The sequence below is a fragment of the Bacillus sp. WP8 genome (assembly GCF_000800825.1).
Taxonomy (GTDB): Bacteria; Bacillota; Bacilli; order Bacillales; family Bacillaceae; genus Bacillus; species Bacillus safensis.
Window position 1 is genome coordinate 1,911,100 of record NZ_CP010075.1, and the last position, 22,845, is coordinate 1,933,944.

The following is a 22,845-nucleotide window of genomic DNA, read 5'->3' on the forward strand; positions in this document are numbered from 1 at the left end:
TAGCTCCCCCTTATATGACGAATAGGTCCATAAATGCCGGTACTGTTGTTGTTTTTAATTGATTTGGATTTTGGCAGAGTGACACAATTTGATCTACTTGTTTTTGTGGAAATCTTGTCTTTAAATGATAGAGCCATTTCTTTTCAAGCAGCGGAATGCCTTCCTGTCTTCTTCTACGATGACCAAGCGGGTATTCAATTTCAATTCGGTCTGTCATCGTCCCATCCTTAAAGAAAATTTGTACACAGTTTGCAATTGATCTCTTTTTCGGATCTAAATAATCCTCTGTATAACGCTTATCCTCTTTCACAACCATTTGATCACGCAGACGATCAATGGCTGGATTTTGCGCCGTTTCTTCTTCATAATGGTCAGCTGTTAGCTCACCATAAATCAGTCCAATGGCTGTAATATACTGCAAGCAATGATCACGGTCTGCCGGATTATAAAGCGGCCCTTTCTTATCAATAATTCGAATTGCTGACTCATGTGTCGTAATCTCTACCCGGTCAATTTCATCTAAACGATCTTTTACAGCTTCATGCAGCATCACAGCCGCCTCTGCAGCAGTCTGCGCATGGAATTCAGCAGGATAAGCAATTTTGAAAAGAACATTTTCTATGACGTATGATCCAAGAGGCTGGGCGAGCGTAAGTGGTTTTCCTTTCATAAGAACATCTTCAAAGCCCCACTTCTCTGCACTAAGCGGCGTTTGATAGCCCATTTCCCCTTTTCGTGTCATCATTGCCAGTCTCACTCCGCGGCTTGTTGCATCCCCTGCTGCCCATGATTTCCTAGATCCTGTGTTTGGGGCGTGGCGATATGTTCTAAGCGGGGAATTATCAACAAACGCTTGTGATAACACATGCTGGACTTCTTCCTTTGTTCCACCAAGCATTGCACATACAACTGCACTTGTTGCCACTTTGACAAATAGCACATGGTCCAATCCATTTCGATTCAGACAATTTTCTAAAGCGAGCACACCTTGAATTTCATGTGCCTTGACGATTGCATGCAGTACGTCATTCATCGTTAGCGGCTCTTCTCCGTTTGCAAGGCGAGTTCTGCTGATATAATCACTTACAGCTAATATTCCGCCTAAGTTATCTGACGGATGGCCCCACTCCTGTGCAAGCCATGTGTCATTATAATCTAACCAGCGAATCATACAGCCAATATCAAAAGCCGCTTGAACAGGATCTAGCACAAACGAAGTGCCGGGAACTCTTGCTCCGTTAGGTACGACTGTTCCAGGTACGATGGGACCAAGGTGCTTCGTACATTCTGGAAAATTGAGCGCAAGCATTCCGCACCCGAGGGTGTCTATGAGCACATAACGCGCGGTTTCAATGGCCTCTTTGCTCGTAATTTCTCCGTCTACTGCATAGGCAGCAATTTCTTCTAATAGCTGATCTGTTTGATTGGCGACTGCTGTTTTGTTCATGTTCATTCCCCCGTTTTTCCATCATCATTTGAAACCTTTAATCCTCTAGGCCCTAAATACCGGACTCTCGGTCTAAAAATGCGATTATGCAAATGCTGTTCAATAACATGAGCGGCTAATCCGCTAGCTCTTGCAGCAAAGAAAATGGGTGTATAAAGTGAAATAGGAATTCCAAGCACGTAATAAATAGGAGCGGCGTAATAATCAAGATTCGGATAGAGGTTTTTCTGCTCTTTCATGTATGCCTCTCCTGCTACACACATGTCATATAGCGTTGTATCTCCCTTTGATTCAGTAAGCGTTTTCAATGAACGTTTTAAAAGAGCGGCGCGCGGGTCCATTTTTCTCATGTATACTCTGTGGCCAAAACCCATCATTTTTTCTTTTGCGGCTAATTTTCGTTCAATGAGCGCAAGAAATCCTTCCGTTGTTTTTCCTTCAAGAAGCATGTGCATGACAGCTTCATTTGCTCCTCCGTGGAGGTCACCTTTTAATGAAGAGATCGCTCCAGTAAAAGCACCATACATGTCAGAATGCGTGGATGCAATGACTCTAGCTGCAAACGTTGAATTCGGCAGCTCATGTTCACTATATAATGTAAGTGTTTGGTCAAAAGCGGTGATTTCGTCTTCGGTCGGGGTGCGTCCAGTTAGCATGGATAAAAAGTTTTCAGTGTAGGATTTGGTCTGATCTGGAGAAATAGCGGCGTCTTTTGTGAGAATATGATAGCTTCCAGCAACAATGGCCGGCAGCTGGCCTAGTAATCGAACTGCACGCTTCACTTGGCACGCTTCTGATCGATCATGTAGTGCATCATCGTACCCTGCAAGAGCAGATAAGCATGTTCTCATCGCATCCATAGGGTGAGTGGTTTTTGGCAGCTTCGTTAAAATGGTTTGAATCGTTGGATGTAAGTTCGTTTGTGAGGATATATCTTGCTGAAATTGGTGATATTCCATCGCATCTGGTAATCTTCCATAAATAAGCAGATAGGCTGTTTCTAAATATGTCTTGTTTTGTGCTAGCTCAATGAGGTCGTACCCGCGAATCACAATTTCCTCTTGCTCCACATCTAAGTATGATATGGACGTTTCGCTTGCCACAATGTCTTCAAGCCCCGGTTTATACTGCAATTGTTCAGTCATCATATAACCCCCGTTTCGTCCAATTGTTGATCTCCAAACGAGCAAACGGCCAGAAATGATGTGAATCTATAGATGGGAAGATACCGTGCAAGTCGGATATCCAATTTCCATTCTATCCAAAGCACTTCATCTTGTAAATAAAAGAACGTATGTCCAGTTGGACATACGTTAGCTGTAGTATGGAGAAATCATGATATAGACAATGACGCCAGTGAGACTAACATAGAGCCAAAGCGGCATCGTCCAGCGGGCAATTTTACGGTGACGCTCGACCTGCATCTGTGCGCCTCTAAATAGTGTAATCAATGCAAGTGGTACAATAATTGCTGAAAGCAAAATATGTGTAATCAAAATAAAGAAGTAAATTGGACGGATGATCCCTTCTCCGCCGAAGTGTGTATCAGCTGCCATTGAATGATATGTCACATAGGAAATTAAAAAGACAAGTGTTGTTGAAAATGCAGCAAAGATAAATCGTCTATGTGCTTTAATGTTCTTTTGTTTAATCATAATGAGTGCTGAAAGTAAGAAGATAAACGTAAAGCTGTTCATCACGGCATTCAGTAAAGGAAGAAATGTAATGTCCAGATGACTAAATTTATCTGTTTTTGGCATTAAAAATAATAAAGCGATTAATCCGTTTATGGCAATTGTTAAAATGACAACAATGCCGGTGAAATTTTTCGGTTTTTGATTCTGTTCGTTCATGTTTGAAAACCTCTCTTTATTAGTTCCGACTAAGAGTATGTTATTTAACTTTCTCTATAAAGTCAATGAATTCGCTGTCTTCGTCGAATTTTAGACAAACTTGCCGATTACTGGCGTTCTAACGGCTTGAAAGATCTATCCACTTCCTTTAGAATTGGAATTTATGTGGTTTTTATGATTTCTTATATGAAAGGAGTAATGGACTTGTCAATCTTACAGGAAACAACCAAAGATGTGAAGACGTTAGAGCAAGAATTACAGCAATTGCAGTTTCAAATGTATCGAATGCAAGAAAATATGAAAGATATTTCGAAAAAAGCAAAGATCATTGGCATTGATCAGGCGAAAGAAGACGAATGGATGATTGTCTCTGCCATTGAAAGTGCGGATACATGCAAAATCATGCTCAGCGATTGTGAAAAAGCTTTTCGCGGACAATCTGATTTTTCCTTAATCGCGGAATATCCTGAAGAAGGAAAGATTCACATTGCTGATATTAAAGGCCCTCCCGATAATGGATACGGCTCAATCTGTATGAAGCATTTAAAAGAAATCGCAAGAGAGCAGAACATTCCAGTCATCACAGGTGACCTCGTCAAAAGAGATTGGAATCACGTGGACCGCTTGATTCACTTTTATGAAAAGCACCAATTTGATGTCCAAATTAATTGGGAAGAACAAAGCGGGGAAATTTATTGGGTGGACAGCTAACGCCAAAAAACCAGCGTGTGTGATAGAATATACGCTGGTTTTTGTCGAAAATGCAAATTTTTCTGAAAAATATGTGTTTTTTTGACCAAAAAAAGGGTACAATAAAAGCATCAGGCCGCCACCTGATGCTTTCTTCCAAAAAACAATAGATTACTAGTTAAGTACTTTCACTTTGACTGATTTTACGCCCCAATTTTTTGCTTGGGATTTGCTTGGTACATGTACATCAATTTTGTTACCTTTAATTGCGCCGCCAGTATCTGCTGCGGTAGCTTCACCGTAGCCTTCAACATAAACCTTACTTCCTAATGGAATGACATTAGGATCTACTGCAATGACTTTCGCATTTGGGTTTTTGTTTAAGTTTACCCCTGTTGCAGTGATACCTGAGATGCCACCATCATTTGCTGTATAAGCCGTAGCCGTTACAGTCAATTCTTTTTGTACACTTTGACTAGCAGAAGATGATTCTGCTTTAGCTGTTTCCTTTTTAGGAGCAGCTTTTTGTGTTGTTTGCTCTTTTTGGACAGGCTCCTGTTTTTGTACAGGCTCTGAGCTTACCGGAGCTGAGCTTTGACCAGCAACACTTAGTGTTGAACCAGTCACAATTATATCTGAGTTTAAGTTATTCCAAGACTTAATATCGCTAATTGACACATTGAATTTTTGAGCGATTTTCCAGAGGCTGTCCCCCTTCTGGACTTTATACTGCTCCTGAGTTTTCTCTTTTGAAGAGATTGTCAATTTATCACCTACATAAATCATGTCTGTAGATAAATTGTTCCAACCCTTTAGGTCCTTTAGAGACACATCATTTTTTTGAGAGATTCCCCAAAGTGTATCACCTTTCTTCACAGTGATTTCCTTTGCAGAAGCTTGCTGTGCTCCAAATGCTGTTGTTGAGATTGCTGCAACAGCAACCAAGGACATAATAGTCTTCTTCATAAAGTAAATCCTCCCTTGTTAGCTTTTTATGGCGGCTAACGAGTGCTATCGTAACATATGTAAATGTCAATTCAATAACAAAACGATATGTTTTAGATTACAGTTCCTTTACATGAAACATCTCTCTCCATTGGTAAATCAGACCACAAAACAGCTCAATTACCCGCCATATCAAGGTTTTGAAAGGATCAGAAACCTCCTGTTGAAAACGTGTCCAAACGTAGCGAAAAAAAATTATTTTTCTTCTTCAACCTCTTTATTTTTCTCTTTTTCTATAAATAAACGGATTTCTTCTAGAAAAACATCCCCGTATTTCTCTCTTTTTTGAGCGCCTATTCCCTTAATATGGAGAAGTTCTTCTTCTGTTTTAGGCTGAACTGCTGACATTTCCTTCAAGGTTTGATCAGAAAATACAACAAATGGCGGAACGCCCTGCTCTCTCGCCAGCTTCATTCTCACCGCTCTCAGCTGCTCAAATAATGCATCGTTTTCTTGAATCGCCTCTCTTTTAACTGCCTGTTTTTTATACACAGCCTCTTGTCCGACTAACACTTTCTTCCCTTTATGTGTCACTTTTAATGTTGGATAAGCCCCTTCAGACATGTGCAAATACTCTTCTGTAATTAGGAATTCGATGAAATCACTGATTTGCTGGGCTGATTGCTGCTTCATTAAAGCGTATGTAGGAAGACGGTCGAAACCAAGATCAAGCACTTTTTTATTTTTAGAGCCTGCCAGTACTTGAGCAATCATCATTTTTCCAAATCGCTCGTTCATTCTAACCGTACACGATAAAACCATTTGCGCTTCTCGAGTGACCTCTTCACGCTCTCTTTCATCAAGGCAATTGCTGCATTTTTGGCAAGGAGTACTTGTTGATTGATCAAAGTAGTCCATCACAAATTGCTGCAAACATTGCTCAGTATGACAGTAATCCACCATTTGTCTTAGTTTAAGCAGTTCATGCTGATAGCGCACTTCATCTTCTGTTGACTGTTCAATGAGGAAGCGCTGCATTCGTACGCCCTGCGGCGAAAACAGTAAAATACATTCACTTTCAAGACCGTCTCTACCTGCGCGCCCAGCTTCTTGATAGTAGCTTTCAATATCCCTTGGAATTTGATGATGAATGACAAAACGGACATTTGATTTATTAATTCCCATGCCAAATGCAGATGTAGCGACCATGACCTGGATGTCATCATTTAAAAACAGGTTTTGCTGCTCTTCTCTCACATCGTCATCTAACCCGCCATGATAAATGCCAGCTTTGATCTTTTGTTTCTTTAGCCGATTGTAAATGTTTTCAGCTTCTTTTCTTGTAGCTGTATAGATAATGCCGGACTCAAGCTTGTTTTTCTTCATATAATGTGTGATAAAGCGGTCACTATTTTCTCCTTTGACCACCTGAAAAGACAAATTCTCTCTAGCAAACCCAGTAAAAATGGTTTCTTCTTCGTTCATGCCAAGCTGTTCACATATATCTCGGTGGACCTTTTTCGTGGCTGTAGCCGTTAGCGCGACTATCACTGGCCTTTTTGTCAATTTATCTAAGCATTCTTGAATAAAGCGATAGCTTGGCCTAAAATCATGCCCCCACTCAGATATACAGTGCGCTTCATCAATTGCGATTAAAGGGATCGTTAACCGATCAAGGAGCTGAAAAAAACGTTCATTTTGTAAACGTTCAGGTGTGATATAAAGCAGCTGATATTCCCCATCTGCACATTTTTTCAGCCTTTTATTCATTTCAGCTGCAGAAAGTGTGCTGTTTAAAAAGGACGATCGTATGCCCATTTCATTTAGTGCATCGACTTGATCTTTCATTAAAGAAATTAGCGGGGATACAACGATCGTTGTTCCTTCCATCATCAGGGCAGGAATCTGGTAACAAACCGATTTCCCTCCGCCTGTCGGCATAATACAAACGGTATCCTTCTGTTTGTTTACAATCGATTCAATGGCTTGTTTCTGTCCCTGCCTAAAGGTGTCAAAGCCAAAGTATTGTTTCAGGAGTGCTTCTGCTTGTTCTAACATCCAATTCCCTCTCCGTCTTTTGTTTTGTCTATTTTAACATACATTCCTTCTTCATCCGGCGGTCTGTGCAATTTCGTTTTTTCACAAAATAAAAAGCCATTTTCCGAAATGGAAAATGGCTTGAATCATCCTAGGAAAAGCTGCGGATGCCGTAATCTAAGTAAGAAAGTTTTAAACCACCACTCCTCAAAGTGGGTGTTTGCAGAAACGTTCCTGTCTTCCTCTCTAGGAGGCATGACATTCCGGCTTCAATATAAAACTCCCTATTACAGCTTAAAGGTTAAAACTTAATTAACATTACGCGCATCGCAGCCTTTAAACTATACTACACGAAAGTTAATTAAATTTCAAGAGATCTTTTTTCTTTGAAATACTCATGTATACAAGATTTTTGTCCACGAGTACATATGGAAACATTATTCTGAAAAAATTTAACCTTCTCATATATTGCTATTTTTCTTCCTCCACATCAATATCCTGCTCTTCCTCGAGTCTTTCATACGTATCTGAATGCATTTGATCCATTGTTTCTCTATTCGTTAAGTCACGCATTTGATCGGAGAATGAACGGTCAAACTCGTTTGGATCTTGAGTTGTTTCCTCATTTTTCTTTGCACCAATTGAAAAGCGTGTATATGGAACTGCTTTTAAACGCTCATATGGGATCTCTTTTCCTGTTTTCTCACAAATCCCATATGTTCCGTCTTCCATTCGTTTCAGTGCTGCATCGATTTCACCTTCAAGTTGATCATCGACTTGATCCAGCGTTTGTTCTGTCATGCGGTCTAAATAGATGCTCCCATGATCAGCGATATGATTCCCAACACCATTTGATATCTCACTCGATTCAACGAGCATAGATTCTTCTTTCTTTTTTGATCCCTTCACATCTTCTTTTAGTTGAATCAATCTTTCGTATAAATCAGCTTGTTGTTCTTTCGTTAAGCCCACGGTCAATCACTCCTTTCTCATTACCTTCCCGCTGGAAGGGAAAAGAAAACATCAAAAAAGCCGCCGCCTATTTGGCAGCAGCTTTTTTCTCTTACAGATGGCGAAGTGCTTCTTCGATTGGTTTATCTCCTTTAATCAAGTCAAAGGACTTATTTTTCACATTCGATTCTGTTAAGCTCTCCACAAGAACAATGGCTACGTCCTCTCTTGAAATCTCGATGTTCTGATCATCTGGAATATGCTCGGCAGCTTCAATCTTTCCAGTCTTCTCTTCATGCAGCAGGGCACCCGGGCGGACAATCGTATAGGAAAGACCAGACTGTTTTAAGTGTTCATCAGCTTTTCTTTTCGCTTCATAATAAGTTTCCATACTTCCTTGCCCTTTTCCCTGGTTCGGGTCATCGGCATTATAGGAACTGAGCATAACAAAATGCTGGATGTTTTCTTTTTTCGCTGTATCAACGAGGCGTTTTGCCCCTTCTTGATCGACCGCAATGGTCTTATCCGCACCTGTTTTTGAGCCTGAACCAGCTGCAAAGATGACAGCGTCTGCTTGTTTCACAGCATCTGTCACATCTTTTTCAAGATCACCGATGACAGGTGCTGCACCAAGTTCTTTTAGCGCATCAGCTTGTTTTTCATCTCGAATGAGAGCAAGCGGCTCATGTCCTTTTTCTTTTAAATAACGAACGACAAGTCTTCCTGTATGTCCATTTGCTCCTGCAACTAACACTTTCATAGTTCATTCTCCTTTCTGTATCTGTTTCATCTTTAACCTTTTTTGCTATCATTCAAACACTTAAGCAGAAAAAAGCCCTTCCCATCAGATGGGAAAGGCTCAGAAATGTGCGATCTATGAAAATAAGAACGAAGAATGAGAAAAGTGCATATGATCTATGTAATCGCAAGATTGATCAGCAAAGATGTTTTGTCAAAATGGCTTGCACATCACTCAAATCCGTCTCTTTGGAAAAGTCGAGTTCAAATACTTTTGAGCTTGTGACAAGCAGCATACCTGTGTCCTGATCAAACACGCCAGCTTCTTGAATGGCAAAACTTTCAATTGATCGATACGGCAAGGAGACCCTGACTTTCTTCTTAGAAAATACGCGGTTATCGCCAAAGATCAGTCGTTTATTTGTAAAGCAAATTTGGTCGTGACGCAGTCTGTAAACAGCCTCAATTCTTTCCCCTTCAATCAATAAGGATTCGAATTTCTTATCATTTTGTTTACTGACAGAAAAAATACCCACGTAAACCCCCTCTTCCTGCATCAAATTCCTTTATGACAAAACGGCCACACGGCTCTGTGGGTACGTTTTATTCTCACTTATAGAATACGCTATAAATGATCGTTATTCCATTACGAATAGATTAAATTTCATTTAACTTTTTCTTTTTGATCCGATGCTCTTTCCTCTATTTATTTAGACTGTTAAAGCAGGAAAAAAGTTTCAGTTCTTTTCGAGAAAAAATGCTGAATCATTCCAATAAAAAAACAGTGATTATGCCAAATCACTGTTTTTAAATACCTATTCGTCTTTTGGTGTATCAATCGTTCCCTCGGCATACACATCGGAAATCTGTTCAAGCGTAATCGCCATATCAGCATCTTCGTGTTCATGCCATGCATTTTGATTTTGCTGCTCGTCATTTTGCTGCTTTTTCATCATCATCACCCTTTACTGTTTTTCTTAGTATGAGTGATGACCCTCAAAATCATTCAGCCGAAATATCTTCGAAATACTCCTTGTAATACCCGCCTACTTTACCCGTATTATCAACGACAAACAGGAATTCCTCTGTTTCATTTTTCACTTCATATGTGCTTCCAACCGTTAATGCCCGGTCGACCATATATTTTTTCGCATTTGTATGTACACATTTTACTTGTTTTAACGTTTGAGCTGTTTGCCAGTTTTGATGGATCATGATTTAAAAACTCCTTTTTTCATCTATACATTTATTGTAGCCAAATTTTCGCGAAATGCAATGAGTGTTATGGATTGCTTTCAAACATGTCGTGTAATATGATAATTGTATACGTTTACATTTTTGTGCGTATACTGTTTCGTTGCATGTCCGCTTTTCTCACCTAGAACTCGCAGAAAACAATCCATATCTTTAAGGAGGTTTGTTTATTTATGAGCTCTACAACACTTCAAATTAGTTCAAAACTCGAATCTTTTCTCCAAGGGACGAAAAAACTCTACATTAACGGTCAGTTTGTCACAAGTCACGATAATAAAACCTTTGCTACTCCTAACCCAGCCACAGGCGAAACCCTTATTGATGTATATGAAGCAGGTGAAAAAGATATTGATGAGGCAGTAAAAGCTGCAAAAAAAGCCTTTCATGGTCCTTGGCGCTCAATGTCTGCCGCTGAACGCGCCCGCCTCATGTTCAAGCTTGCTGATTTAATGGAAGAAAATCAAGAAGAGCTTGCACAGCTTGAAACTTTAGATAATGGAAAACCGATTAATGAAACAACAAATGCAGATATCCCCCTCGCTATTGAGCACATGCGCTATTATGCAGGCTGGACGACAAAAATGAATGGACAAACCATTCCTGTCAGTCAAGGATATTTTAATTATACCCGCCATGAGCCGGTTGGCGTTGTAGGACAAATCATCCCATGGAACTTCCCGCTGCTCATGGCCATGTGGAAAATGGGTGCCGCACTTGCAACAGGATGCACCATCGTTTTAAAGCCAGCCGAACAAACTCCACTCTCTGCTCTTTATTTAGCAGAATTAGTGGACAAAGCCGGCTTCCCAGAAGGCGTGATTAACATCGTTCCTGGATTTGGCGAAACAGCCGGAAATGCCTTAACTGAACATCCTGATGTGAACAAGCTTGCCTTCACAGGGTCAACAAGCGTTGGAAAATTAATTATGGAGAAAGCGGCTAAAACCATTAAGAGGGTCACATTAGAGCTTGGCGGAAAATCACCGAATATTATTTTACCTGATGCTGATTTAAAGAAAGCCATTCCAGGTGCTTTAAATGGCGTCATGTTTAACCAAGGTCAAGTATGCTGCGCGGGCTCCAGAGTCTTTGTTCACCGGAGCCAATATGATGAAGTGGTCGATCAAATGGCCAAATATGCAGGATCCCTCAAACAAGGCGCTGGTCTTCATCAAGATACACAAATTGGACCTCTTGTAAGTAAAGAACAGCACGAACGCGTATTAGGCTATATTGAAAAAGGTAAATCCGAAGGGGCAACAGCCGTTGTCGGTGGCGATTGCCCTTATGAGGCTGGCTATTTCGTCTCCCCTACTATTTTTAAAGATGTAGAAGATGAAATGACCATTGCCAAAGAAGAAATCTTCGGACCTGTTTTATCTGCAATTCCTTACGATTCCATTGATGAAGTGGTCGAACGGGCCAACCAGTCTGAATATGGATTAGCAGCAGGACTTTGGACAGAAAACTTAAAGCATGCCCACGATATTGCTGCACGTCTTGAAGCAGGAACAATTTGGGTCAACTGCTATAATGTCTTTGATGCCGCCTCCCCGTTTGGAGGATATAAGCAATCAGGTCTTGGCAGAGAAATGGGGTCATATGCCCTTAACAACTATACAGAAGTTAAAAGTGTATGGATTAATCTCCAAGACTAATGACGTCAAGAAAGCCTTTGACCCTGTCATCGGCTCAGATCGTTGACAAAGTGCTAAAATGATTTTTATTTTAGCACTTTGTCTTCTTTTCAGCGTGATAGAAAACCTTTGCAGTCTAGGAAGGACGAGCACTGGCGCGGAGCGAATTGACATTCGTGAGCACCAGCGCACATACCTGACACCGAATGCGAGGGTTTGTCTACACGCTGAGCCGGTGACCCTGTCATCGGCTTTTTTTGTGTTTGCATGTGACAGGCCGGCTCCTGAATATAGTATGAAAGGAAAGGAGCATGGCCGCATATGCAAGATTTTCAATTGAAAGTAAACGAATTTATCGAAGAATTGCACATACAAATGCAGCGAAGACAAAGAGAAGATGGCGCCTTTGTTTTCTGCTTTGAAGGTCCTATGATGACAAATGCTTTTTTGATTATGCTGTTAAAGGCTGTCGGTGATTCAGATCAGGCGTTGGTTCATCAATTAGCAGAAGCGATACGCGAAAAACAAAATGAGGATGGGTCTTTTTCTTTGTATCATGATCAAACGGGACATGTAACTGCCACTGTGCAGGGCTATTGCGGAATGCTCGTATCAGGCAGGTTTCAACAAGATGAGCCTCATATGGAAAAAGCAGCGCAATATATACGTTCAAAAGGCGGATTAAAGAACGTTCACTTTATGACAAAGTGGATGCTCGCCGTCAACGGCATGCACCCTTGGCCGTATTTCTATGCACCACTTTCCTTTTTACTCATCCCTACATACTTTCCGCTGCACTTTTATCATCTTAGTGCATATGCAAGAATTCACTTTGTACCAATGATGATTGCACTCAACAAACGATATACCTCTCATGAGACATTTCCAAGTTTGGCACACCTTGATGCAAACATGTCTAAGAATCCATTTGACTGGTTTATGGCAAGAGAAGAACGTTCCGCTCAACACTTTCTGACTTACATGCGATCGTATACAGCACTCGACAGCCGGCTGGACTTTTTCGGATATGAAGCAGCAAAGCGATATATGTTTGATCGCCTTGAAAAAGATGGCACGCTGTACAGCTATTTAAGTGCCAGTATTTTTATGGTCTATGCACTTATGAGTCTTGGGTACTCCCCGGGACATCATCTCATTTTAAAAGCAGTCAAAGGCATGAAAAAGCTAGTCACTGTCTGTCAGGGCAGAATGTATGCAGAAAATTCCACATCCACAGTTTGGGATACAGCGCTTGTCAGTTACGCTTCTCAAAAAGCTGGCAAAAAACAAGAAGACCCAGTCATCACTAAGTCTTTCTCATACTTGCTGAACCGGCAGCAAATGAAGAAAGCAGATTGGGCGATTCATAACCGTCATGCTGCCCCGGGAGGCTTTGGTTTTTCAGATATCAACACAAATAACCCTGATTGTGATGATACGCAAATTGTCTTAAAAGCCATTCCGCGAACATACGCACCAGTTCAATGGAAACGAGGATTTCATTGGCTTCTTTCCATGCAAAACCGTGACGGCGGATTCTCTGCTTTTGAAAAAAATCAAGATCACTTCCTGCTTCGACATCTGCCGCTTGAATCTGCGGAGGATGCAGCGATCGATCCATCGACTCCCGATATTACAGGCCGGGTGCTTCATCTCATTGGTCTTGAAGAGAAAAACATGTCACCTCCTCTTCACAGGCAAAAAGATCGATGTGTCAAGTGGCTCCTAGATCACCAAGAGAAAAATGGATCATGGTTTGGCAGATGGGGTGTTTGCTATATTTATGGAACGTGGGCAGCATTAACAGGACTAAAAGCGGCCGGCATCCCCTCCACCCATCCTGCTGTTCAAAAAGCGTGCCAATTTTTAAAGCAGATTCAACGAGAAGATGGCAGCTTCGGAGAATCGTGTAAAAGTGCAGAGGTAAAAACGTATGTCCCCCTCCCGTTTGGCACAGTGGTTCAGACGGCTTGGGCAGCAGAGGCACTTTTACAATATGAGAAGCCAGATGACAAAGCGATTTTAAAAGCCATCTCATTTTTGATCCATCATCAGCACACGAGTGAAGCCTTGCACTATCCAGTGGGCATTGGCCTGCCAAAGCAATTTTACATCACCTATCATAGCTACCCATTTGTCTTTCCCATGATGACTTGTTCTACATTTTTAGATGAAATGAGGCGTAAGAATGAATAAGGAACAGTATCGAATGCAGCTCAAAGAGTGGCTTAGCTCCATTCAACCCGCGATTCAAGATGACAACATCCGTCAAAAAGTAGACCATTTATGGTTTTCAATGGATGATGAACATTCCAGTGAACAAGAGTGGTACGAACTGGCAGAACGTATTTCTGAGGACATGAAACCACAAGAAGACATGCGAGTGGTAGCAGCGGGAAATCATAAGCTACCTCCTCTCCCTTACCGGTATGATGCACTAGAACCGTTTATTTCAAAAGAAATTATGTATTTGCATCACCAGAAGCATCATCAATCATATGTTGATGGTTTGAACCAAGCTGAGCTTGCATTAAAAAATGCAAGAAGAACCAATGATTTTAAAATGATCAAGCATTGGGAAAGAGAGCTTGCCTTCAATGGTGCGGGGCACTATTTACATTGTATTTTTTGGTTTTCCATGAGTCCTTCAGGAAAACGAAAGCCCACTGGACAAATGCTTCGTCTCATTGAACAATCATTTGACAGCTATGACGCATTTAAATCTCAATTTTCAGCAGCGGCCAAACAAGTAGAGGGTGTCGGCTGGACCATTCTCGTTTGGGCGCCCAGATCCCAGCGATTAGAGATTTTACAAGCAGAACGCCATCAATTTTTGTCACAATGGGACGTAATCCCTCTTTTAGCCCTTGATGTATGGGAGCACGCCTACTATCTTCAATATCTGAATGAAAAACCGAAATACGTAGATCGTTGGTGGAATGTAGTTGACTGGCGTGAGCCAGAAGCAAGGCTTAAGCAAGCACAGCAAGTGAAGTGGACCCCTTTTTAAGACGATGCTCCATATAGGCTCATGCTTATATGGGGTATTTTTAGTTTACATAATTAAATTATCAACACCTTTATAAAGAACGGGTTGTTTTTTCAGAAAATTCGTTTAAAATAGGAAAGATATGTGAGGAAAGTGAGATGAAGCAATGAATGAACATTCTTTTAACCATTAGTCAATTTGCAGGAAGAACCTTCGCAATCTGGGTCATTATCTTTGCATGTCTTGGATTTGCTTTTCCTGACGTATTTTCTCAGATTGGACCGTATATCCCTTTTTTACTAGGAATCATTATGTTTGGGATGGGGCTTACGTTATCAGGTGAAGATTTTAAGGAGCTTTTTCGTAAACCTCTCTATGTGCTAATCGGGGTTTTGGCGCAGTACACACTCATGCCGCTGATCGCCTTTCTATTAGCTTACGGATTACGGCTGCCATCTGAAATTGCAGTAGGAGTTATTCTTGTGGGCTGCTGCCCAGGCGGTACTGCATCCAATGTCATGACCTTTTTAGCAAAAGGCAATATGGCCTTATCCGTAGCGGTCACAACTATATCGACCCTTCTTGCTCCCTTTTTAACGCCTCTTTTTATTTTTATCTTTGCAAGATCATGGTTACCTGTATCACCGGAGGCATTATTTTTGTCGATTGTCCAAGTTGTGCTTATTCCTATTATCTTAGGGGTTATTGTTAAGGTGTTTTTCAAAAAACAAGTAAACTATGCGGTTCAAGCATTGCCGCTTGTATCTGTTGCTGGAATTGTGGTGATCATTGCAGCGGTTGTCAGTGCAAATAAAGAGCAGATTCTTCAATCTGGTTTGCTGATATTGGCCGTTGTCATTTTACATAATGGGCTCGGTCTTTTATTTGGTTACCTGATCGCAAAATGGTGCAAAATGGATATCCCTTCTCAAAGAGCGATTTCGATTGAAGTAGGCATGCAAAACTCCGGGCTTGGTGCAGCCCTTGCAACAGCACATTTCTCGCCTCTCGCAGCCGTACCAAGTGCGATTTTTAGTGTATGGCATAACTTATCTGGTTCATGGCTTGCGACATATTGGTCAAAACGAGGACAACCTGACAGTGAAAAGAAAAAAAGCTAGCACCTTAACAGGTGCTAGCTTTTTATAATGGAAAATTATCCTTCAAGCAATAGCTGCTCAGGATCTTCAAGCAGGTTTTTAATCGTAACGAGGAATCCAACTGCTTCTTTACCATCGACAATACGGTGGTCGTAAGAAAGAGCTAAATACATCATCGGACGGTTCTCAAAACGTTCTTCATCAATCGCCACCGGACGAAGCTGAATTTTATGCATTCCTAAAATTCCAACTTGCGGGCTGTTTAAAATCGGTGTTGAAAGCAGAGAACCAAATGTTCCGCCGTTTGTGATCGTAAATGATCCACCTTGTAACTCACTAAGAGCCAATTTGTTATCTCTTGCTTTTTTCGCAAGATGACCAATTTCTTTTTCAATCCCTGCAAATGACAATCTGTCTGCATCACGGACAACTGGTACGACAAGACCTTCGTTTGCAGCAACAGCGATGCCGATGTCATAGAATTTCTTCAAGACAAGCTCATCACCTTGAATTTCTGCGTTAAGCAGCGGATATTTCTTCAGTGCTGCTACAACTGCTTTTGTAAAGAAGGACATGAAGCCAAGCTTGACATCATTTTGTTCTAGGAAGGCATCTTTACGACGCTTTCTTAAATCCATCACAGCTGTCATATCGACTTCATTAAATGTCGTCAGCATCGCAGCCGTTTGTTGAACTTCAACTAAACGTTTTGCAATTGTTTGTCTGCGGCGTGACATTCTTTCACGTTCAACTGGCTTTCCTGGTTGTTCAGTTTGCACCGCCGCATTTGCTTTTGGCGCGGCTTTCGGTGCACTTGCAGGTGCTTCATTCTTTTGATAAGAAGCGACATCCTGCTTTCGTACCCTGCCCAGCGGATCTACGGTTGGAATCTCAGATAAGTCTAATCCCTTCTCTCTCGCTAGTTTTCTAGCTGCAGGAGAAGCGATGGTTCTGCCATTACCAGCTTTCGGCTCTTCTTTCACTGCTTCTTCTTTTTGAGCAGCTGCCGGTTCTTCTTTCGAAGCTGGTGCAGAAGCTTGCTCAGGTGCTGGAGCTGCGGACTCGCTTCCGCCAGCTTCACCTGCTGCAATCGTTCCGATGACCTCTCCAACTTGTACAGTGTCACCAGAATCTTTGAGCACTTCTTTTAATACACCAGATTCTTCAGCAGTCAGTTCGACATTGACTTTATCTGTTTCAAGTTCCAGCAGGTACTCCCCCTGCTCCACATAATCGCCCGGCTGCTTTAGCCATTGAGCAATCGTTCCTTCCGAGATTGATTCCGCTAATTCAGGTACTTTAATTTCCGCCATTTTTCATTTCCCCCTTAGTTTTTGCGAGTCAAGCTATCAGATACAATTCGTTCTTGTTCTTTTTTATGCACAGTTGGATCACCCTCAGCCGTACTTGAACGTCTTCTTCGGCCGATGTAACGTACTTTTACTTTTTCAGGCGCAATTTCACGTAAATATGGCTCAATGTATCCCCAAGCTCCCATATTTTGCGGTTCTTCTTGCACCCATACGATTTCTTCTAAGTTTGTCAGCTTTGTTAAAATTCCTTTAATATCTTTGGCTGGGAACGGATACAGCTGTTCCACTCTTGCAACGTGAAGCCAATCTTTCGGCTCTTCCATTTGAGTAAAACGATCACTAATATCAATGGATACCTTCCCGCTAGATAGCACGAGACGCGATACTTTTTCGTGATCATGTACAAGACCTGGCTGTTCAAGAACTGGACGGAACTGTCCATCCGTTAATTCTTGGACCTCAGACAATGTGTTCGGGTTACGAAGCAGACTCTTCGGTGTCATAATGACAAGCGGACGAATCTCTTCACGAAGCAGCATTTTCGCCTGTCTTCTAAGAATATGGAAATATTGCGCTGCACTTGTCAGATTCGCAACTGTCCAGTTATTCTCAGCAGCTGATTGCAGGAAGCGCTCTGTTCTTCCACTTGAATGCTCAGGACCTTGTCCTTCATATCCATGAGGCAGCAGCATCACTAAACCTGATTTTTGTCCCCATTTTGCACGGCCAGCTGAGATAAATTGATCGAAATACACTTGAGCCGCATTTGCGAAGTCTCCGAATTGAGCTTCCCAAATCACTAACGTTTCAGGAGAATAGACATTATAACCATATTCAAATCCGATGACTGAGCCTTCTGACAGTGGACTGTTATGAACAGTAAACGATGCATTTGCATCACTCAGTTCATGAAGAGCAATAAATTCATCACCCGTTTGACTGTCGTGAAGCACAAGGTTTCTTTGAGCGAAAGTACCACGCTCTGAATCCTGTCCGGTCATTCGAATTGGCGTACCGTCTTTTAATATAGATGCAAATGCGAGTGCTTCCCCAAGTGACCATTCTACTTTACGGTCATCTGTAAACACTTTTGCACGTTTTTCAAGGATCCGCTTCAGCTTACCAAATACTTGGAAATCATTCGGCCAGCTGATCAATTCTTCATTCAGCTTTCGCAATACATCAAATTCTACTGATGTATCCACTGCTGGGAAGCCGTTTGATACAGGCTCCGGCAGTTCGATTTCTTGAATCGTATGCTCTTTCTTTGAAGGCACCTTTTTATAGGCTTCTTCTATTTTTGCCGTCACAGCCTGCTCGATTTCTTCACGCTGCTCTTTTGTCAAAAGACCTTCTGAGACAAGTTTATCTGCAAAGATATTCTTGACCGTTTTGTGCTTTCTGACCGCATCGTACAGCATTGGCTGAGTTGTAGAAGGCTCATCCATTTCGTTATGACCATATCTGCGGTAGCCGATCAAGTCAATAAGGAAATCCTTCTTGAAACGTTTGCGGTATTCTACAGCTAGCTGAACAGCCGCTAAACACGCTTCTGGATCATCTGCATTGACGTGAACAATAGGAATCTCAAACCCTTTTGCAAGGTCACTTGCATATTTCGTCGAACGAGATTCATTGCTTTCCGTTGTAAACCCGATCATATTGTTGGCAATAATATGGATGGTTCCGCCCACTTGATAGCCTACAAGTTGACTTAAATTTAATGTTTCTGCCACAATTCCTTCTCCAGGGAATGCTGCATCCCCATGAATTAAGATGGCTAACGCTTTTTCAACGTCTTGAACTGGATAGCCTTTTTGAGTACGTGATTCCTGAGCAGCACGCGTGCTTCCTTCAATGATTGGATCAATGAACTCCAAGTGACTTGGGTTATTAGCAAGCGTGACTCTCGCACTCTTTGTATCTTCGTCTTTGATTTGACGGTCAGCTCCAAGATGGTACTTAACATCCCCGGTCCATCCATAGCTGATGCCGATAGAGCCTTCTGATGGAACAAGCTCTTTATTTGGCGCATGCTGGAATTCTGAGAAAATGATCTCATATGGCTTCCCTAACACATGTGCTAATACATTTAAACGGCCTCTGTGTGCCATTCCAATGTTAATATTTGAAGTCCCTTGTGTTACGGACTCTGAAATAATTTCATCAAGTACTGGGACAAGTGCGTCTAAACCTTCTATAGAAAAGCGCTTTTGCCCAACAAATGTTTTATGAAGAAACTGCTCGAACTGCTCAACTTCTGTTAATCTCTTGAATACAGAAACTAGTTTGTCTGATGGTTTTTTCTTAAATAGTTCACCAGACTCAATTGATTTTGAGAGCCAGTTTCGCTCTTCGAAGTCATGTACGTGATCAAACTCAAATGAAATGGTACGCTTATACGTATTTCTCAAATGGTTAATGGCTTCTATGCCGTTTGAAATGTGTTTTGGTGCATCCGGACTAATAATAGATATCGGAATATTCTTGACATCTTCTTCTGTTAAACCGTACTCCTTTAAAGGAAACAGTTCTTGTAATTCCTTTTCTTTGCGAAGAGGATTGACGGAAGCATTTAAATGGCCATACGTTCTGATGTCTTCTGCCAGTTTAACGACTGATGCTATCTTTTGGATTTGTTCAGAAGTAACTACGCTATTTTCTTTTTTCCCAATTTCCTCCTTCATTTCACTCGGTGGTGCACCAAGTTCATCAAATATGCCTCTTAGATCTTCATCAACACTAGTAGGATCCTGGACATACTGATCGTAGAGCTCGAGCACATAGCCGAGGTTCGGACCATGAAATTCTTCCCAACTCAACGGTTGTTTCACATCATTTTGAAACATTTTGAACACTACCCCCAACTTTGATCATCAAGTGATTGAACACTATCTCGATATAACTTCCAGAACACAATGACCAAATTTATGTAATAAAACGCTTCCAATAATATTCTACCACTGTTTTGGATTACTTTCTACATTCTTTGTTCAATTAAAGATAAAAAATTCACAGAAAAACAAAAAATTTAAATCATTCCGAAAAATAATTTAAAGAAAGGGGCAAAACCTTATGCCCCAATGCTTTTATGCAGCAGTTTCTTCAGTAGTGGATATAAAACATCTGGCAATGTATCGACATCTGGTACAAAAATGCTGAACTTGCCATACATATCTTGAATGGTTTTCATCTGTGCTTCTTCTATCGGCGAATTGGATAAAAACACATTGATCACCTCAATGCCCTTTTTCCTCGCTTCAAGAACTGCTTCATGCGTATCGACAATCCCATTTTGTTCGTAGCTGAATGCAGCTGGCTCTCCGTCTGAAAAGACAATCAGAAACTTTTGCTCTTCTCTTCGCTTTAAAATCATCTTTGTCATTTGGCGGATCGCATAACCATCCCGGTTATCCTCTTCTGGCTCAAGAGACATAATAGAAGGCCCTGCATCAAATAAAGAATCTTTGAACGACACGACTGTGTTGAAGTAGTTTGGCTGACTTGTTTCTGTTGCGTCGTTTGTATCTTCCCAAAACCCAACAATTTGATGTGGGACTTGTACGGATTTTAACGCTTCATGAAATAGAACAATGCCTTTTTTCGTCTCGTCCATCTTGTCAAACATGCTCGCTGAACAATCTACTAATAAGGTGAAAACAGCATCAATCTGAGAAGACGGTGCTTGTTTTTTATAGAAAAGGCGCGGATTAGACTCTGTAAAGTAGCGAATCAGCTTTTTGCTGAGACGTCCTGCATGAAGGTCCGTTTTAGGCCAAGATTTTTTATGTTCAAGAGTTTTTTGGATCATTTGTTTTAAGCGTTTTTGGTAAGGCTCAATTTCCTTCGCATGCTGCTTGTATACATTGATTTGTTCTGGCATAGGCGGATCTGGTGAAATCATGACTGGAAACGCATATTTGTTCTCTTTTCCATTTTCATGACCGTCTGCTCCGCTTTCTTCACCTTCAGCCTCTTCCAGCGCCTCAAGCTTTGAATAATCTTTTCGGTGTGTTTGCTTTGCAGAACCTTGAACAGTTCCGAGTGCCTGATCTCCGTCATCGCCTTCTCTTGCTGCATCCTTACCAAGATCACTTTTACCGCCGTGCTCTAAATCAAATTGAAGGAAGCTTTTTGATGGCGCTTCTGTTTCTCGATGCCACACTTCCATGTACTCTTCGTGAATGTCTTCATCGCCTTCTTTTTCCCGGTCGACTTTGATGTCCTCACTTAATTTAGGTTTTCTTTTTAAGTCATGGAACAGCGGTTCTTTTGCCGCTTGTTCATAGTCCAATTCAGGGAAGAAAAAGTACGTATTCAGCATGTCCTTTTCAAGCAGCTCATCAAAGCCTTCCATCAATTCTTTGACAATAGCTGCAATGTCTGCTGTTGAACCCGCATCATACACACGTTCAAGACTTGACTCAATAAACGGAATCATCGGATTGATCTGCTCATGAAGAGGCGGAATCTCTTCGAGCGGAGAATCAGCTGTCAGCTTCACATAAATCGCACAAAAGAGTGCATCCGTTAATATGCTTCGTTCTTGGTTAATCGTTAATTGTGTCTTAAAGTGACGCCGGTACAGCTCTCTTCTTCGTTTAAATACCTTTTTTGTTCCTGGGCGGCCATGTTTAATCCGCTCTTCAATCCGGATATCTTCAAACAGCATAAACAATTGTTTACATATATCAGGAATGGATAATGTGTGCGCATGGCGAACGATCTCCTGAAATACAGTAAGATCACTATAAACGGTCCCTACTGCACGAAGGAACACATCACTTTTCAGCCCTGCTAGCATATCTTCTTGTTTACGATCATCCCAAAAATGACTGATGAAAATTTTCTTTTCGAACGGTTCATAGTAGGACTGGACACCGTATTCAAGCTCGACATCATCACTTTTTGCTAACGTTTTAGCTAAATCCGTTAATTCCATAAATAGAAATGAATCGATTCTGCTGTCATTAAATTTGATAAATTTCACAAGTCAGAACCTCACTCGAATAATGTTTGGGCGATATTTCTTACCGCTGCTTTTTCCCGGTCATCTTCCAGTTTTTCAACAATCCCTCGTTCAACGGCACGAAGCGGCGGGATGTATTGCGCAAGATCACAAGTATCTAGGAGCGCGCGGATGGATGCTGCTTCTTCACTCACCTGTCCGTTATGAGCTTGTGTAATAAGGTCTGATGAGAGCTGAACGAATTGATCAATTAACCGCTCATCCTTTAAAACAGATTGAGATTGCAGCACATCTTTCAGGATACCGCCGCCGATATATGGAACGTCAATGACAACAAATCGGTTTTTTAACGCTTCATTTAGAGGCACTGTGCCGACATACCCTTCATTGATTGCCGCAATGACGCCAAAGCCTTCCTCTGCTCGAACAACCTCACCTGTAAATGGGTTTGTCATCATTTTTCTGTAGTCGAGTACACCATTTAAAATAGGAAGTGTTTCTGGCTTCGCCATGTTAATTTCATCAATATATAAAAGATGGCCTTTTTTCATTGCTTTTGTCACAGGTCCTTCGATGAATTCAATCGAAGCCACCTGACCATCATTATGAATGGTTTTATAGCCAATCAAGCTTTCTGCATCAAGATCAACCGAGCAGTTCACACTGTGCATCGGCTGCTGAAAGAAAGCGGATAATGTTTCTGCTAGTTTTGTTTTACCTGAGCCGGTCGGCCCCTTTAAAAGAACGTTTTTTCCTAGTGCTAATGCAATCATGGCATCTTGAATGATAGAAGTATCCTGTGATTCATAGCCGCCTGTTCCAATAAGTGGACGAAATTCTTCTTCCAGCCCTTTTGCTTTTGCTTCAATCATTGCTTGAATTTCTTCTGGGAGTGATTGTTCGTTAAACATGTATGATTAAT

General features: G+C 41.4%; 19 protein-coding genes and 1 other RNA gene. 5 read left to right on the forward strand and 15 right to left on the reverse strand.

The genetic code is table 11. From position 1 onward, the window contains the following. Positions 1–10 precede the first annotated feature (10 nt). The 3 genes from QR42_RS09400 to QR42_RS09410 form a co-directional block, all read right to left on the reverse strand. On the reverse strand, positions 11–1,447 hold the full coding sequence (locus QR42_RS09400) for a bifunctional 2-methylcitrate dehydratase/aconitate hydratase (RefSeq protein WP_039179264.1): 1,437 nt from the start codon (positions 1,445–1,447) through the stop codon (positions 11–13). A gap of 2 nt (positions 1,448–1,449) precedes the next feature. Continuing rightward, positions 1,450–2,592, reverse strand: coding sequence for a citrate synthase (gene mmgD, locus QR42_RS09405; RefSeq protein WP_039179267.1), 1,143 nt, complete (start codon positions 2,590–2,592; stop codon positions 1,450–1,452). Between the two features lie 168 nt (positions 2,593–2,760). Next, positions 2,761–3,300 carry a DUF420 domain-containing protein gene (locus QR42_RS09410; RefSeq protein ID WP_039179270.1) on the reverse strand — a complete coding sequence of 180 codons (540 nt, stop codon included), beginning with the start codon at positions 3,298–3,300 and terminating at the stop codon, positions 2,761–2,763. 198 nt (positions 3,301–3,498) lie between these two features. Here QR42_RS09410 and QR42_RS09415 point away from each other — a divergent pair, with 198 nt between their 5' ends. Continuing rightward, positions 3,499–4,011 carry a GNAT family protein gene (locus QR42_RS09415; protein ID WP_039183160.1) on the forward strand — a complete coding sequence of 171 codons (513 nt, stop codon included), beginning with the start codon at positions 3,499–3,501 and terminating at the stop codon, positions 4,009–4,011. 153 nt (positions 4,012–4,164) lie between these two features. Here QR42_RS09415 and QR42_RS09420 read toward each other — a convergent pair whose 3' ends face one another. The 8 genes from QR42_RS09420 to QR42_RS09445 form a co-directional block, all read right to left on the reverse strand. Then, the gene (locus QR42_RS09420) at positions 4,165–4,956 is read right to left on the reverse strand and encodes a LysM peptidoglycan-binding and 3D domain-containing protein (RefSeq protein ID WP_039179273.1); all 792 of its coding nucleotides are present in this window, start codon (positions 4,954–4,956) and stop codon (positions 4,165–4,167) included. A 234-nt stretch (positions 4,957–5,190) separates the two neighbouring features. Then, entirely contained in the window at positions 5,191–6,993 is a 1,803-nt protein-coding gene (recQ, locus tag QR42_RS09425) for a DNA helicase RecQ (protein ID WP_039179275.1), read from the reverse strand. Positions 6,994–7,126: 133 nt separating this feature from the next. Continuing rightward, positions 7,127–7,311: non-coding RNA, 6S RNA (ssrS, locus tag QR42_RS18990), on the reverse strand. A gap of 132 nt (positions 7,312–7,443) precedes the next feature. Then, the gene (locus QR42_RS09430) at positions 7,444–7,944 is read right to left on the reverse strand and encodes a TraR/DksA family transcriptional regulator (protein ID WP_039179277.1); all 501 of its coding nucleotides are present in this window, start codon (positions 7,942–7,944) and stop codon (positions 7,444–7,446) included. Positions 7,945–8,035: 91 nt separating this feature from the next. After that, positions 8,036–8,683, reverse strand: coding sequence for an SDR family oxidoreductase (locus QR42_RS09435; protein WP_039179280.1), 648 nt, complete (start codon positions 8,681–8,683; stop codon positions 8,036–8,038). A 175-nt stretch (positions 8,684–8,858) separates the two neighbouring features. Next, positions 8,859–9,197 carry a PH domain-containing protein gene (locus QR42_RS09440; protein WP_024422682.1) on the reverse strand — a complete coding sequence of 113 codons (339 nt, stop codon included), beginning with the start codon at positions 9,195–9,197 and terminating at the stop codon, positions 8,859–8,861. A gap of 279 nt (positions 9,198–9,476) precedes the next feature. Continuing rightward, on the reverse strand, positions 9,477–9,614 hold the full coding sequence (locus QR42_RS18995) for a YozQ family protein (RefSeq protein WP_080967843.1): 138 nt from the start codon (positions 9,612–9,614) through the stop codon (positions 9,477–9,479). A gap of 49 nt (positions 9,615–9,663) precedes the next feature. Then, entirely contained in the window at positions 9,664–9,876 is a 213-nt protein-coding gene (locus QR42_RS09445) for a DUF6501 family protein (protein WP_024422683.1), read from the reverse strand. A gap of 212 nt (positions 9,877–10,088) precedes the next feature. Here QR42_RS09445 and QR42_RS09450 point away from each other — a divergent pair, with 212 nt between their 5' ends. The 4 genes from QR42_RS09450 to QR42_RS09465 all read left to right on the forward strand — a co-directional run bounded on the left by QR42_RS09450 (position 10,089) and on the right by QR42_RS09465 (position 15,662). After that, positions 10,089–11,573, forward strand: coding sequence for an aldehyde dehydrogenase family protein (locus QR42_RS09450; RefSeq protein WP_039179283.1), 1,485 nt, complete (start codon positions 10,089–10,091; stop codon positions 11,571–11,573). A gap of 300 nt (positions 11,574–11,873) precedes the next feature. After that, complete coding sequence (locus tag QR42_RS09455; protein ID WP_039179285.1) at positions 11,874–13,748, forward strand: terpene cyclase/mutase family protein; 1,875 nt, start codon at positions 11,874–11,876, stop codon at positions 13,746–13,748. After that, a complete protein-coding gene (locus QR42_RS09460; RefSeq protein ID WP_039179288.1) occupies positions 13,741–14,562 on the forward strand; it encodes a superoxide dismutase in 822 nt (273 codons plus the stop codon). The genes QR42_RS09455 and QR42_RS09460 overlap by 8 nt, the downstream gene beginning before the upstream one ends. Before the next feature lie 149 nt (positions 14,563–14,711). After that, the gene (locus QR42_RS09465) at positions 14,712–15,662 is read left to right on the forward strand and encodes a bile acid:sodium symporter family protein (RefSeq protein ID WP_039179291.1); all 951 of its coding nucleotides are present in this window, start codon (positions 14,712–14,714) and stop codon (positions 15,660–15,662) included. Between the two features lie 35 nt (positions 15,663–15,697). On the opposite strand, the gene odhB is transcribed toward QR42_RS09465, so the two are convergent. The 4 genes from odhB to QR42_RS09485 form a co-directional block, all read right to left on the reverse strand. Beyond that, positions 15,698–16,954, reverse strand: a complete 1,257-nt coding sequence (gene odhB / locus QR42_RS09470) for a 2-oxoglutarate dehydrogenase complex dihydrolipoyllysine-residue succinyltransferase (RefSeq protein ID WP_039179294.1) — start codon at positions 16,952–16,954, stop codon at positions 15,698–15,700. Between the two features lie 14 nt (positions 16,955–16,968). Next, positions 16,969–19,803 carry a 2-oxoglutarate dehydrogenase E1 component gene (gene sucA, locus QR42_RS09475; protein ID WP_039179296.1) on the reverse strand — a complete coding sequence of 945 codons (2,835 nt, stop codon included), beginning with the start codon at positions 19,801–19,803 and terminating at the stop codon, positions 16,969–16,971. Between the two features lie 224 nt (positions 19,804–20,027). Continuing rightward, positions 20,028–21,944: a vWA domain-containing protein gene (locus QR42_RS09480; protein ID WP_039179299.1), complete on the reverse strand. Its 1,917-nt coding sequence runs from the start codon at positions 21,942–21,944 to the stop codon at positions 20,028–20,030. Positions 21,945–21,955: 11 nt separating this feature from the next. Further along, complete coding sequence (locus QR42_RS09485) at positions 21,956–22,834, reverse strand: ATP-binding protein (protein ID WP_024422689.1); 879 nt, start codon at positions 22,832–22,834, stop codon at positions 21,956–21,958. Positions 22,835–22,845 lie beyond the last annotated feature (11 nt).